This is a genomic window from Aeromonas veronii, from assembly GCA_041319085.1.
GTDB classification, from domain to species: domain Bacteria; phylum Pseudomonadota; class Gammaproteobacteria; order Enterobacterales; family Aeromonadaceae; genus Aeromonas; species Aeromonas veronii_F.
The window spans coordinates 864,770-879,381 of sequence record CP101033.1 but is presented as its reverse complement, the minus strand read 5'-3'; the positions used below and the strand labels follow the sequence as shown (position 1 = coordinate 879,381).

Sequence of the window (14,612 nt, the reverse complement as noted above, 5' to 3'; positions counted from 1 at the left end):
AGGCTAGGTGGAAAATGAAGCCACTAGGGGAAGTATCTGTAATTAATTATGGATACACAGAGAGCGCGACAAGTGATCCTATTGGCCCCAAATTTCTGAGAATTACAGACATTCAAGATAGTGGTGTCAATTGGGATGATGTACCTTTCTGCCAGATAGATGCAACAGGACTAAAGAAGTTCAAGCTTGCCCATGGCGATATCGTTTTTGCTCGAACCGGAGCAACTACAGGCAAGAGTTTTCTGGTTATTAATCCACCCGAAGCAGTGTTTGCATCTTACTTAATCAGATTGCGTTTACAGGATATGTCTTTGCTTCCTGAGTTTGTCTCGCTGTATTTCCAATCAAAAGAATATTGGGATGCAATAAGAGCAGGTTCATCTGGTAGCGCCCAAGGTGGATTTAACGCTTCCAAGCTTGCTGCATTGATGATTCCTGTTCCTACTCTTCCCGAGCAACAACGCATCGTGGCTATCCTCGATGAGGCGTTTGAGGCTATCGCAGCGGCCCGCACCAATGCCGAGCAGAACCGCCAGAACGCCCGCACCCTGTTTGAAAGCTATTTGGAAGCCGTTTTCAACCATGCTTGGCAAACCGGACCTGTCGTAAGCCTTTCAGATCTTGCGACCGACATTACCGACGGCGATCACATGCCACCGCCGAAATCAGAAACTGGAGTTCCTTTCATCACTATCGGCAATATTCAAAAAGACACCCAAAAAATTGATTTTTCAAACACCTTCAAGGTGCCACATGAGTATTTTTCCGGGTTGAAAACGAATAAAAAGCCTCAGTATGGTGATGTTCTTTACACGGTTACAGGCTCTTTCGGTATTCCAGTTTTGGTTGAGAGTAATGCCGAGTTTTGCTTTCAGCGGCACATCGGGCTGGTTCGCCCGAAAGCTGGTATCTCAAGCAACTGGCTCTATTACTTGCTTATGTCTCCTCAGGTGTTTAAGCAAGCGAAAGATGGAGCGACCGGCACCGCGCAAAAAACTGTCTCTTTAAAGCTACTTCGTAGCTTTAAAGTGCCGAGAGTGATGGCCGAACAACAACTTGAAGCTGTTATGAAATTAGATGCTCTGAGAGTTGAAACCCAGCGCCTCGAATCCCTCTACCAGCGCAAGATCGCTGCATTGGATGAGCTAAAGCAGTCGCTGTTACAGCAAGCCTTTAGCGGCCAGTTATAGAAAACGAATATGGATAACAATACATGAGCGACGCTGTTCATTATCACCTTGGAGACTTCCCGCCAGCAGAGCTGGATTGGCTGCAGCTCATCCCCTTGCTTGGTCCCGCCAATGCGGGACTTGCTCGCTATGATGGGTTGCTATCGGCTATCCCGAATGCTCACATTCTGCTTTCACCTTTAACGACTCAGGAAGCCGTGCTGTCGTCGAAAATCGAAGGTACGCATGTGACGATCGGCGAAGTGCTTGAGATTGAGGCTGGTGGTGATTCAGAAGCCTTTACGCAACCCAAGCGACTCGATGCAGAAGAGGTATTGAACTACCGTCGGGCCATGAAAGCCTGCGTTAGCGAAATGGCACACCGCCCGTTTTCACAACACATACTGCGTGGTGCGCATGAGTTGCTCATGGAGGGGGTACGCGGACGCGATAAAACGCCAGGTTACTACCGGACCGAACAGAACTGGATTGGGACGGCGGGTTGCACCATTGACACAGCCAGCTTTGTGCCTGTTGCACCAGAGCATTTGTGTTTCGGAATGGATGAATGGGAGCGCTATTTTGGCAGCACTACTGAACCTGACGCGCTGGTGCAACTTGCGATCATCCATGTTGAATTTGAAGCACTGCATCCATTCAAGGATGGTAACGGTCGCTTGGGGCGAATGCTGATCCCGTTGTTTCTCCATCAGCGCAAACTACTGGCCAGTCCGGATTTCTATATGAGCGGCTATCTGGAACGAAACCGCGAGGAATATCAGGAGCGCCTGCGAGCGGTCTCGCGTGATGGCGACTGGACGAGTTGGTGTGTGTTTTTCCTTAAGGGTGTACGTGAGCAGGCTGCAGAGAATGAGCATCGAGCACGCGCTATTTTGTCACTTTACGATCGAATCAAGACCCAAGTGACAGACCTCACACATTCCCAGCATGCCATTCGAGCAGTCGATTTCTTATTCCAATCACCAATTTTCAGTGCGCCTACGTTCATCAACCATGCGGATATTCCAAGGCCCACCGCCAACCGTATTCTGACTTTGCTGCGGGACGCTGGGATTTTGATAACGCTTGAAGAGGGCCGGGGCCGTCGGGCTGGGATTTATGCGTTTCGCGAGTTACTGAACGTCGCGGAGGGGCGCGAGGTATTTTGATGCTCAGTGGTGAGACACAAAAGCATTTGTATCTCATTTTTTTAAAAAAATGATAAACAAACCGGTTTGTGGCTCATAAGTGAGACACTAACCACTAAAAAGACCTGATTGAGCAACCATTAATGGTGAGCTTTCGATGGAACATTTGTTGATTGGGTTTTGATTCTGGCTCAGTCAATGATGCAGTGATTATTAAAAAACACTAATAAATCATGCAATTACAAGGTTTCTGGCAACCTGATCTTTCTTGATTGGGTTTTGATTGACCAGCTTGGCGGGGACTGCGCCGCAACCATCGAGCATGGCTCGGCCGTTGGCCACAGAGACAGGGAGAGAACGTGAAGAACGAAGCAGAAACCCGCAGCGACCATATCGACCCCATGCTGGTGGCTGCTGGCTGGGGCGTCACCCCGGGCAGCCGTATTCGCCGTGAGTACCCCATCACCCTGGGGCGGCTGGAGGGCAATGGTAAACGGGGCAAGGCGCTCTCGGCCGACTATGTGCTGGAGTATCGCAATACCAAGCTAGCTGTGGTTGAGGCCAAGGCGTGGGACAAACCGCTCACCGCCGGGGTGGGTCAGGCCAAGGATTACGCCAACAAGCTAGCTATCCGCTTTACCTATTCAAGCAATGGCCAGGGTATTTATGCCATCGACATGGAGAGTGGCCAGGAGGGGCAAACCCTGGCCTTCCCGAGCCCGGATGAGCTGTGGCATGCCACCTTTGCCTTGCAGAACCGCTGGTGGGAGCGCTTCACTGCCGTACCTTTTGAAGACAAGGGCGGCTACTGGCAGGGGCGTTACTATCAGGATATCGCCATCGAGCGGGTATTGAAGGCCATCAGCCAAGGACAAGATCGCATTCTGCTGACCCTGGCGACCGGCACCGGCAAGACCTTTATTGCCTTCCAATTGGCCTGGAAGCTGTTTCATAGTCGCTGGAACATCAATGACTGGAAGAGCGAAGGTGAGCCGGCCCGCCGCCCCCGCATCCTGTTTCTGGCAGACCGCAATATCTTGGCCAATCAGGCGTTCAACAGTTTCTCTGCCTTCCCGGAAGATGCGCTGGTGCGGATCTCCCCAGACGAGATCAGAAAGAAAGGCCGTGCCCCCAAGAATGGCAATATCTTCTTCACCATCTTCCAGACCTTTATGACTGGCACCGATGCCGAGGGCAAACCGGCCCCGGTATTTGGTGACTACCCCGCCGATTTCTTCGATCTCATTATCATCGATGAGTGCCACCGGGGCGGTGCCAACGATGAAGGCAACTGGCGGGCCATTCTCGATTACTTTAAACCGGCGGTGCAACTGGGCTTGACCGCAACCCCCAAGCGTAAGGATAACGTCGATACCTATGCCTATTTTGGCGAGCCGGTGTATAGCTACTCGCTCAAAGAGGGGATCAACGACGGTTACCTGACCCCGTTTCGGGTGCGCCAACATGCCACCACACTGGATGAGTACATCTACACCTCAGATGACAAGGTGATTCAGGGGGAAGTAGAACGAGGTCGGGTTTACACCGAACAGGAGATTAACCGCATCATCGAGATCAAAGCCCGCGAGAAAAAACGGGTCGAGATCTTTATGAATGAGATCGACCAGCGCCAGAAAGCTATCGTGTTCTGTGCCACCCAGGATCATGCGCTGGCGGTGCGAGATCTCATCAACCAGATGAACACAATCAAGCACCCCGACTATTGCCACCGGGTCACCGCCGACGATGGGGCGCTGGGCGAGCAGTGGTTGCGCGATTTTCAGGATAACGAAAAATCGATCCCGACTATCCTGACCACCTCGCAAAAGCTCTCAACCGGCGTAGATGCCCGCAATGTGCGCAATATCGTGCTGATGCGTCCGGTTAACTCGATGATCGAATTCAAACAGATCATCGGCAGAGGCACCCGGCTTTGTGATGGCAAGGACTACTTCACCCTGCATGACTTTGTAAAAGCCCATCACCACTTTAGCGACCCCGAGTGGGATGGTGAGCCCCTGCCAGCCGAGGTATGTGAACGCTGCGGCACCTCTCCTTGCTCCTGCGAGAAAGCACCGCCCAAGCCATGCAAGGTCTGTGGCGAGCGCCCTTGTGTCTGCCTGAAAGAGCCTGAGCCCGAGTATCAGTGTGAGGTGTGCGGCAATAAGCCCTGCACCTGCCAGAAGAAAGAGAAGATCAAGATTGAACTGGCTGACGGCAAGGCCCGCAAGATCCAGCACATGAGCGCCACCCACTTTTGGCACCCGGATGGTACGCCGATGTCAGCCGCCGAATTTATGGACGAGCTGTTTGGCAAGTTGCCCGAGTTTTTCAAGGATGAAGACGAGCTGCGCGCACTCTGGAGTGAACCGGGCACCCGTAAAAAGCTGCTTGATGGTCTGGCAGAAAAAGGGTTTGGCCTTGACCAACTGACCGAGATGCAGAAGGTCATCGAGGCCGAGCAGAGTGATCTATTTGATGTGCTGGCCTATGTGGCCTATGCCGATGATCCCATGACCCGGGAAGAGCGAGCCACGCAAGCCGAAGCCATGCTGAGCCAGGAGTTTGACAGCAAGCAGCAAGCCTTCTTGAGTTTCGTGCTGGGTCACTATGTCAAAGAGGGGGTGACCGAACTGGATGACACCAAGCTGGGGCCACTGCTCAAACTCAAATACAACAATGCGCTGGCCGATGCCTTTGCCGAGTTGGGCACTCCTGATGCTGTACGCAGCGCCTTCGTCGGCTTCCAAAAGTATCTCTATCAGGGGCAGTGAACCAGATAATCGGGGGCGCTGCTGCCATCCCCGACCATCCCCCCGAACTGGGGAACCAGCCCCCAGCCGGTTGCTTTGCCGCCCTTGGGTCATTGGTTTACAATCGACGGGTTTTTTGGAACCGGGTTGACCTGTGTCGACCTGGCCCCACCACGACATCAGCCTGTTAGCGCCAAGACATTAACATTCTGAAAATTAAAGAGAATTAGCCAATGGCTCAATTTATTTACACCATGAACCGGGTCGGCAAGGTCGTGCCGCCCAAGCGTCATATCCTGAAGAACATCTCCTTGAGCTTCTTCCCGGGCGCCAAGATCGGCGTCTTGGGTCTCAACGGTGCCGGTAAATCGACCCTGCTGCGCATCATGGCAGGGCTAGATACCGAGATCGAAGGGGAAGCCCGCCCGCAGCCCGGCATCAAGATCGGCTACCTGCCGCAGGAGCCGAAGCTGGAGCCGGAGCAGACCGTACGCGAAGCGGTCGAAGAGGCCGTTGGCGAGGTGAAGCGCGCCATGGCCCGCCTGGACGAGGTCTATGCGGCCTACGCCGACCCGGATGCCGACTTTGACAAGCTGGCCCGCGAACAGGGCGAGCTGGAAGCCATCATCCAGGCCCAGGGCGGTCACAACATGGAAAACCAGCTGGAGCGCGCGGCCGATGCCCTGCGCCTGCCGGCCTGGGATGCCAAGATCAAGCACCTCTCCGGTGGTGAGCGCCGCCGGGTAGCGCTGTGCCGTCTGCTGCTGGAAAAGCCGGACATGCTGCTGCTGGACGAACCGACCAACCACCTGGATGCGGAATCCGTGGCCTGGCTGGAGCGCTTCCTGCACGACTACGAAGGCACTGTCGTAGCCATCACCCACGACCGTTACTTCCTCGACAACGTGGCGGGCTGGATCCTGGAACTGGACCGCGGCGAAGGTATCCCGTGGGAAGGCAACTACTCCTCCTGGCTGGAACAGAAGGACGCCCGTCTGGCACAAGAAGCCAGCTCCGAAGCGGCCCGTCGCAAGTCCATCGAGAAGGAGCTGGAGTGGGTTCGTCAAAACCCGAAAGGGCGTCAGGCCAAGTCCAAGGCCCGTATGGCTCGCTTCGAAGAGCTCAACACCAACGACTACCAGAAGCGCAACGAGACCAACGAGCTGTTCATTCCGCCCGGACCGCGCCTCGGCGACAAGGTGGTGGAAGTGGCCAACCTGCGCAAATCCTACGGTGATCGGGTGCTGATCGACGATCTGTCGTTTGCCATTCCGAAGGGGGCCATCGTCGGCATCATCGGCCCGAACGGTGCCGGTAAATCGACCCTGTTCCGCATGATGTCGGGTCAGGAGCAGCCGGATTCCGGCGCCATCACCCTGGGTGAAACCGTGGTGCTGGCCTCTGTCGATCAGTTCCGCGACAGCATGGATGACAAGAAGACAGTATTCGAAGAGGTCGCTGACGGTCAGGATATCCTGCGCATCGGCAACTACGAGTTCCCGAGCCGTGCCTATATCGGCCGCTTCAACTTCAAGGGTTCCGACCAGCAGAAGCGGGTTGGCGAACTCTCCGGTGGTGAACGTGGTCGTCTGCACCTGGCCAAGCTGCTGCAGACCGGCGGCAACGTGCTGCTGCTGGATGAACCGACCAACGATCTGGATATCGAAACCCTGCGCGCCCTCGAGAACGCCCTGCTGGAGTTCCCGGGTTGTGCCATGGTGATCTCCCACGACCGCTGGTTCCTCGACCGTATCGCCACCCACATCCTGGACTATCAGGATGAGGGCAAGATTGCCTTCTTCGAGGGCAACTTCACCGAATACGAAGAGTGGAAGAAGAAGACCTACGGCGCCGAGGCGATCCAGCCCCATCGCGCCAAGTACAAGCGCATCGCCAAGTAACTTGGCAGTGCAGGGCGAGTGGCTATCCAGCCGCACCGCGCCAATGACGATAAGCGCATAACCAAATAAGGCTGACTGCGTGTTGAGGGGAGCTTCGGCTCCCCTTTCTCTTGCCTTTTGACTTACAATCCAAGGCGGATGCCTTTGCATGGATGTAGCACGATGACGACCCCTATAGAGAAAAAACTCACCATCCAGATCCGGGTTGAACCGGGTTGCCTCGGGCCGGATGGCAAGGCGCACATCGAGACCTTCTGTGCCGCTGCCGCCAAGATGTTTGCCGCCGTGGAGCCCGAGCTGGTGAGCTGGGTGCTGATCCCCCGCTACGACAAACAGTTGCCGGAGCATGAGTTCTTTATCGAGGGGCGCAAGCTGACCGAGGAGCAGGCCAGCCTGTTGCTGCGCCGTCTGGGACGGGAGCCGGGGGAAGTACAGGAGACTCTCGATGCTGTGCTGGCCCAACTGGTGGAACGTTACTTCAAGACCCTCTGAGCCTCCTCTCTGCTCAACAATGTTCTCCGGCGAGCACCTTTTTTACTGGCCAAAAAGCAAACGATTGATCTTTTACTCCATTCATTGATCCGCTTCGCAGATCCGGGGTTTGTAAACATCGCCGCCTGTGTAAAAATGTGCGCGTTGTCACGGTATCAGGACGAGTCTGGCGATAAGGTCGACGCCCCTATGGATGGGTCTGGCCGCGCCTGCTGCTTATTTCACGTCACCATTGGAATCCAACATGAATCAATCACATCAAGCCACCAGCCAGGCGGCCGGGCAAGGATTGCTCGAGCGCCTGTTTGCCCTGCAAGGCCACGGCACCACGGCCCGCACCGAGGTCATCGCCGGTATCACCACCTTCCTGACCATGGTCTACATCGTGTTCGTCAACCCGCAGATCCTCTCCGCTGCGGGCATGGATACCCAGGCCGTGTTCGTCACTACCTGCCTCATCGCCGGAATCGGCAGCATCCTGATGGGCCTGTTGGCCAACCTGCCCATCGCCCTGGCACCCGCCATGGGTCTCAACGCCTTCTTCGCCTTCGTGGTGGTCGCCGGCATGGGCTACTCCTGGCAGGTCGGCATGGGTACCATCTTCTGGGGCGCCCTGGGGCTGCTGATCCTGACCCTGCTGCGGGTGCGCTACTGGCTGATCGCCAATATCCCGCTCACCCTGCGGGTCGGCATCACCGCCGGCATCGGTCTGCTGATCGCCCTGCTCGGCCTGCACAACGCCGGGATCGTCGTGGCCAGCCCTGCGACTATGGTGACGGTGGGTAATCTCACCTCCCTGCCCTGCCTGCTGGGTCTGCTCGGTTTCTTCCTGATCTGCATCTTCTCCGCCCGCGGTGTTCACTCCGCTGTGCTGATCGCCATCGTGGTCACCACCACCCTGGGCTGGTTGTTTGGCGATGTCACCTTCAAGGGCTTCGTCTCCATACCGCCGAGCATAACGCCGGTATTTGGCCAGCTGGATCTGATGGGTTCGCTCGACATCAGCCTCGCCGGGATCATCTTCTCCTTTATGCTGGTCAACCTGTTCGACTCTTCCGGCACCCTGATCGGCGTCACCAACCGTGCCAAGCTGGCTGATGATCGCGGCCGCTTCCCACGCATGAAGCAGGCGCTGCTGGTCGATAGCGTCAGCTCGGTCGGCGGCGCCTTTATGGGCACGTCATCGGTCACCGCCTATATCGAGAGCAGCTCAGGCGTTGCCGTCGGCGGCCGTACCGGCCTGACCGCCATCGTGGTCGGCCTGCTGTTCCTGCTGGCGATCTTCTTCTCTCCGGTTGCCGCCATGGTGCCCGCTTATGCTGCGGCGGGAGCCCTTATCTATGTCGGCGTGCTAATGTGCTCCGAGCTGACCCGGGTGAAGTGGGAAGACCTGACCGAAGCGGTCCCGGCCTTCATGACCGCAGTGATGATGCCGTTCAGCTTCTCCATCACCGAGGGGATCGCCGTCGGCTTTATCTCCTACTGCGTGATGAAGGCGGGTACCGGCCGCTGGCGCGAGATCAACCCCTGCGTGCTGGTGGTAGCCCTGCTGTTCGTGCTCAAGTTCGTCTGGGTCGACAGCCACTAAACCGCTGTTCCACCAATCAAATGGGCCTCCGATATCGGGGGCCCATTTTTTTCTCGCCGGATCATGCTTCTCGCCCCTGTGCTGTGACGCGGGCGCCTGACAGTGCTAGATTGGCAGCCACCATTTTGAACCGGCAGCTTTGTTAACCCCGTGTCGTTAACCGCCTGTCGTGAACCACAAGGACGGCAACCGTGGCCCAGCACTCTCACTCTTTCTTTGCCCTCTCCCCCTTGCTGCAAAAACAGGCCGAGCGTCAGTGGCAGCGACTGATCGAGCTGGCCCCCGACTATGGCAACCAGCCCGAACTGGTGCGCCAGACCTTGCTGACCCTGCTCGGTCTCTCCGATTTTGTCGCCGATTCCCTCTTCAAACAGCCGGAGTTGCTGACCAAGCTGCTCGCCTCTGGGGATCTCGAACGGGCCGAACGCTGGCCCGCCTACCAGAGTGACCTCAGCGCCCTGCTGGCCGAGGTGAGCGATGAAGAGGCCCTCAAGCGTATCCTGCGCCAGTTCCGCCGCAGCCGCATGCTGGTGATCGCCTGGCGCGAGCTGCTGGGCCATGCCGAAGTGGAAGAGAGCTTTATCCACCTCACCAAGCTGGCGGATGCCCTCATCTGCTCCGCTCGCGACTGGCTCTACGCCAAACAGTGCGGCGAGCTGGGCACCCCGATGGACGGCAACGGCAACCCGCAGCCGCTGCTCATTCTCGGCATGGGCAAGCTCGGGGGCGGCGAGCTCAACTTCTCCTCGGATATCGACCTTATCTTCACCTTCCCCGAGAACGGCTACACGGTCGGCGGGCGGCGCGAGCTGGCCAACCAGCAGTTCTTTATCAAGCTGGGCCAGCGCATCATCAACGCCCTCCACCAGCCCACCCTAGATGGTCAGGTGTTCCGGGTCGATATGCGACTGCGCCCCTTTGGCGATGCGGGGCCGCTGGCCATCTCCTTCGCCGCCATGGAGGATTACTACCAGCACCACGGCCGCAACTGGGAGCGCTACGCCATGGTCAAGGCGCGGGTACTGGGGCCCCAGTGCGAGCACGCGGTCGAGCTCGCCGAAATGCTGCGCCCCTTTGTGTTTCGCCGCTATATCGACTTTGGCGTTATCGACGGCCTGCGCCAGATGAAGGCGATGATCGCCGCCGAGGTGCGCCGCAAGGGGCTGGAGGGCAACATCAAGCTGGGGGCTGGCGGCATTCGCGAGGTGGAGTTCATCGCCCAGGCGCTGCAACTTATTCGCGGCGGTCGTGAACCTGCGCTGCGGGTGCGTCACCTGCCCGAAGCGCTGGCCGCCATCGCCCAATGTGGCGCCCTCGAATCCGCCCATTGCGATCGCTTGCTGGATGCCTATCGCTTCTTGCGCCGGGTCGAGAACATATTGCAGGAGATCGGCGATCAGCAGACCCAGACCCTGCCCACCGAGGAGCGGGATCGCCAGCGGCTGATCGCTGCTCTGGGTTTTGCTGACTGGGACGCCTTTATGGCTCATCTGGATGAGGAGATGGCCGCCGTCCATCAGGAGTTCGCCGCCGTGGTGGGGGAAGAGAAGGAGGCCCCCGCCCATCTGGAGCAGCTCTGGCTCGATCTCTGGCGCACCGAGCTCGACGCCGCCGAGCTGGAAAAACTGCTGACTGCTCAAGGGGCCGTCGAGCCCGCTCCGCTCTGCGCCGCCCTGCTGCGCTTCAAGGAGGAGTACAAGCGCCGTCAGGTGGGGCCGCAGGGGCGCATCGCGCTGGACTGGTTGATGCCGGAGCTGCTGCGGCTGGTGGTGGCCAGCGAGCAACCCGCCCGCCTGTTCGAGCGGGTCTGTGAGCTGCTGACCCGCATCTTCACCCGCAGCGCCTATCTGCAGCTGCTGGCGGAAAACCCGGGCGCCCTGCGCCAGCTGGTACGGCTGTGCGACGCCAGCCATCTGGTGAGTGAACAGCTGGCCCGCTACCCCATCCTGCTGGACGAACTGCTCGATCCCCAGCACCTCTACCACCCCACCCCGCTCGATCAGTACAAGCCCCAGCTGCGCCAGTTCCTGCTGCGCATCCCCGAAGAGGATGTGGAGCAGCAGATGGAGGCGCTGCGCCAGTTCAAGCAGGTGCAGCTGCTGCGCATCGTGGCGGCCGACATCGCCGGCGCCCTGCCGCTGATGAAGGTGAGCGACCACCTCACCTGGCTGGCGGAGGCGATCACCGAGGAGGTGGTCAATCAGGCGTGGGCCCAGATGAGCGAGCGCTACGGGGTGCCACCCGAGGTAGCGGTAAGCGGCCAGCGCAGCTTTGCGGTGGTGGCCTACGGCAAGCTGGGCGGGATCGAGCTGGGCTACGGCTCGGATCTCGATTTGGTGTTCCTGCACGGCGGCGACCCCAACAGCTACACAGATGGTCGCAAGCCCATCGACAGCCGCCAGCTCTATCTGCGTCTGGCGCAGCGGATCCTGCACCTGTTCAGCACCCGTACCCCGTCCGGGATCCTCTACGAGATCGACATGCGGCTGCGCCCCTCCGGCGACTCCGGTCTGCTGGTCTCGTCGCTGTCGGCCTATGAGCAGTATCAGCAAAACGAGGCGTGGACCTGGGAGCATCAAGCGCTGGTGCGGGCCCGTCCCATCTATGGCGACGATGCCATCGTTACCGAGTTTGCCCGTATCCGCCGCGATGTGCTGGCCAGAGAGCGGGAGCTGCCGACCCTGGCCCGCGAGGTGCGCGAGATGCGCCACAAGATGCGGGATCACCTGCTCAAGGCGGGGGCTGGCGAGTTCGACCTCAAGCAGTCCCCCGGCGGCATGGTGGATATCGAGTTTATCGCCCAGTATCTGGTGCTGGCCCACGCCTGTAGCGAACCCGATGCCCTCACTCGCTGGTCCGATAACGTGCGCATCTTCGATGAGTGCGTGATGGCAGGGGTACTGACCCTGGAGCAGGCGGAGGGGCTGAAGCAGGCCTATCTGGAGATCCGCAACCTCGGCCATCGCCTCAATCTCTCGGAGATCTCCCGCAAGGTGAGCGATGATCAGCTGCAGAGTGAGCGCAGCCATGTGCTCGCCGTCTGGCAAACGCTGCTGGGGGAGTAATTCCCGCTAGCGGCAATGAAAAAGGGCCCGCCTGAAGCAATTCAGGCGGGCCCTTCCCTATAGACTTGCCAGGCCAATGCCTAGTCCGATACGACACTCACTGAACGGTCTCCGCAATAAGAAAGAGCCCGCTCGGCACGGGCTCTGCATGGCAATAAAGCGAAAGGCTGGGGCTATTTGAACAGTCCCTTGAGCAGCTGGTCAGCCACCCCTTTGACGGCCTCGTTGTCGGCCTTGTCACCCAGCAGCTTCTTGAGGCCGCGTTCGGCCTCCTTGCGGGCCTTATCCTCCAGCAACTTGTTGTTGCTGAGCAGCGCCTTCACGTCGAGCTGGTAGCTGGGGGCCTGCCAGTGGCCGCCGATCCGCACCGGAATGGTGATCTCCTTCAGCTCGTCCACATCCTTGCCCCCCTGCCCCTTGCTGCTCTCGACGATGGAGGTGAGGAACAGGAAGTCGAGGCTCTCCGGTACCAGCGCCGTCTGCCCCTCCCCCTTGACCCGCAAGGCCGGGGCAGAGAGCTGGATGTCGTTGCTGCGGGCAACGCCATCGGCAATCTGGAAGCTGGCGGTCAGGGCGCTGAAATCGGTCTTGCGCGCCTCCTTCACCTGCTCGGCCCCCTTGCCGGTGAGGGTGGCCCGCGCCTCGCGGATCATCTCCGGCAGGTTGATACCGTGCAGGGCACCGTCGCTCAGCTTCAAGGTAACCTTGCCCTGCATCCCGTTGCGCAGTGCAAGCGCGGAGAGACCACGGCCCTGCACCTGCACATCGAGATCGCCCTTACCCTCCAGCAGATCACTCTGGGCAAGCGTCTGCAGCAAGGGACGAATGTTCACTCCGGCCACCAGCTTGTGCACCTTGTAGGTAGCGGGCTGCTGGCGCGCATCGAGTACGCCGTTCGCTTTCACCTGACCGCCAGCCACGGTCGCGCTGAACTGCTTGAGCGTGAGCAGCCCTTTGCCCAGATCCACCTGCAGATCGACAGCGCCGAGATCCAGCCCTTTCAGACGCAGGCTGCCAAGCTGCAGCCGACCATCCAGATCCATAACTTTGAGCGCGCCCAAATCCGGTTCGACCGCGGAGAGGGCTTCGCTCTTGCCGGTTGCCGCTTGATTGCCACTTGCCCCGGCGCTGGGGACTCTGGCCTCAGGTTTGCCCTCTTTCAGCTGTGTGGTCGTGGCCGGTGTCGCTTTGGCGAGCCATTTGTCGAGATCCAGCGTCTCACCATGCAGATCAAACGTGACCACAGGAACCTCACCAAGCTGCACGGCCCCCTCGCCACTCAGCAGTGCCTCATCGGCACTCATTACCAACTTGCTCAGGGTAATCAACTGCTTGTCGAGCTCGGCACGGGCAAAGCCGGCCAGTTTAAGCTTCATCTGCGGGCGCGGCAGCGCATCACCTTCCAGCGCGGCGGTCAGCAGCACATCGGAGAGCTCGGCCAGCTTCGTCTCTTTATCGAGCCGCCCTTTAAGGGTTCCTTCCAGCGAGCCAGCCAGTGAAACTTGCTGCCCCTCTACCTTGGCTCCTTTCAGTGCCAACGTGAGATTGCTCCACTCACCGAGAGCCAGCCGGTCTCCCTTGATGGAGAAGCTGTCGAGTCGCAAGGTCGGTTCACTCAGGCTGCCGCTAAAGCTCAGCTCCTTCAGTTCGCTGGCCATCACCTCCTGCGCCAGCTTGATCTGGGCCTGTCCCTTGAGATCGAAAGCGAGCCTGTCGGCACTCCCCTTGGCGGCCAGCGTCACGGGGACCCACTGACCGGTGGCCAGCTGCCCCATGTCGAGATCGAGACGATCCAGTCGCAGCGAGGTGCCGCTGCGATCATCCTGTACCAGCGCACTGGCCTGGGAGAGCGCGACCCCCTGCAAACTGATCTGCCAAGGTTTGTTATCAGTGGTTGGCGCAGGGGAGGTAGAAGGCGCAGCAGGCTCGCTCGTTGCTGTCGCCGTTGAAGCCGCAGAGTCTTTGATCAGCCCGCTCAGATTGGAGCTGCCATCCACTTTGGTCTGGATAAAGAGATGAGCACCACTCAGGGTCACCTTGCCAATATCCAAGCGATGGGAGAGCAGCGGCAACAGCGCCACCGAGGCCTCACCCTGTTCGAAGCGAACGAGATCCTGCTCGGCAAAACCGGCCGGATTGCGCAGGGCGACCTGCTTCAGCGAGAGGCCGAGACTCGGCCAGAAACGCCAGTCCATCTCCCCCGCCATCACCAGCTCCCGGCCCGTGCTCTTGCGCACCTGTTCAGCCACTTGGGGTTTGAATTGATTAGGGTCGATGAGGCTGACCAGCGCCGCAATGGCCACCACGGCAGCCACGGCCAGGCCCAGCAAGATGTAGATGATCTTCTTCACGATGCACTCCTTGAATACGGATCCTGACCGTGACTATATCATCCAGGGCAACACAGAGGGGGCATGGCGGCGAAAAGGGCGAGAGTACCGGACAGGGATGGTCGCGCAATCTGGCGTCCACGATCAATAGAGGCCCCGAAGGGCC

The 14,612-nt window shown here is 58.9% G+C and carries 8 protein-coding genes; 7 read left to right on the top strand and 1 reads right to left on the bottom strand.

Annotation, left to right across the window (positions count from 1 at the left end; genetic code table 11):
• Positions 1–14 precede the first annotated feature (14 nt).
• The 7 genes from NMD14_04435 to glnE all read left to right on the top strand — a co-directional run bounded on the left by NMD14_04435 (position 15) and on the right by glnE (position 12,116).
• Positions 15–1,190: a restriction endonuclease subunit S gene (locus NMD14_04435; protein XEI33675.1), complete on the top strand. Its 1,176-nt coding sequence runs from the start codon at positions 15–17 to the stop codon at positions 1,188–1,190.
• 23 nt (positions 1,191–1,213) lie between these two features.
• The gene (locus NMD14_04430; GenBank protein XEI33674.1) at positions 1,214–2,338 is read left to right on the top strand and encodes a Fic family protein; all 1,125 of its coding nucleotides are present in this window, start codon (positions 1,214–1,216) and stop codon (positions 2,336–2,338) included.
• 338 nt (positions 2,339–2,676) lie between these two features.
• A complete protein-coding gene (locus tag NMD14_04425) occupies positions 2,677–5,091 on the top strand; it encodes a DEAD/DEAH box helicase family protein (protein XEI33673.1) in 2,415 nt (804 codons plus the stop codon).
• 212 nt (positions 5,092–5,303) lie between these two features.
• Positions 5,304–6,971 (top strand): energy-dependent translational throttle protein EttA, encoded by a 1,668-nt coding sequence (gene ettA / locus NMD14_04420; GenBank protein ID XEI33672.1) that lies wholly within the window; start codon positions 5,304–5,306, stop codon positions 6,969–6,971.
• Between the two features lie 162 nt (positions 6,972–7,133).
• Positions 7,134–7,463, top strand: coding sequence for a hypothetical protein (locus tag NMD14_04415; protein XEI33671.1), 330 nt, complete (start codon positions 7,134–7,136; stop codon positions 7,461–7,463).
• A 244-nt stretch (positions 7,464–7,707) separates the two neighbouring features.
• Complete coding sequence (locus NMD14_04410) at positions 7,708–9,051, top strand: NCS2 family permease (protein ID XEI33670.1); 1,344 nt, start codon at positions 7,708–7,710, stop codon at positions 9,049–9,051.
• A gap of 191 nt (positions 9,052–9,242) precedes the next feature.
• Entirely contained in the window at positions 9,243–12,116 is a 2,874-nt protein-coding gene (gene glnE, locus NMD14_04405; GenBank protein ID XEI33669.1) for a bifunctional [glutamate--ammonia ligase]-adenylyl-L-tyrosine phosphorylase/[glutamate--ammonia-ligase] adenylyltransferase, read from the top strand.
• 173 nt (positions 12,117–12,289) lie between these two features.
• Here glnE and NMD14_04400 read toward each other — a convergent pair whose 3' ends face one another.
• The gene (locus tag NMD14_04400) at positions 12,290–14,467 is read right to left on the bottom strand and encodes an AsmA family protein (protein ID XEI33668.1); all 2,178 of its coding nucleotides are present in this window, start codon (positions 14,465–14,467) and stop codon (positions 12,290–12,292) included.
• Between the last annotated feature and the right edge of the window lie 145 nt (positions 14,468–14,612).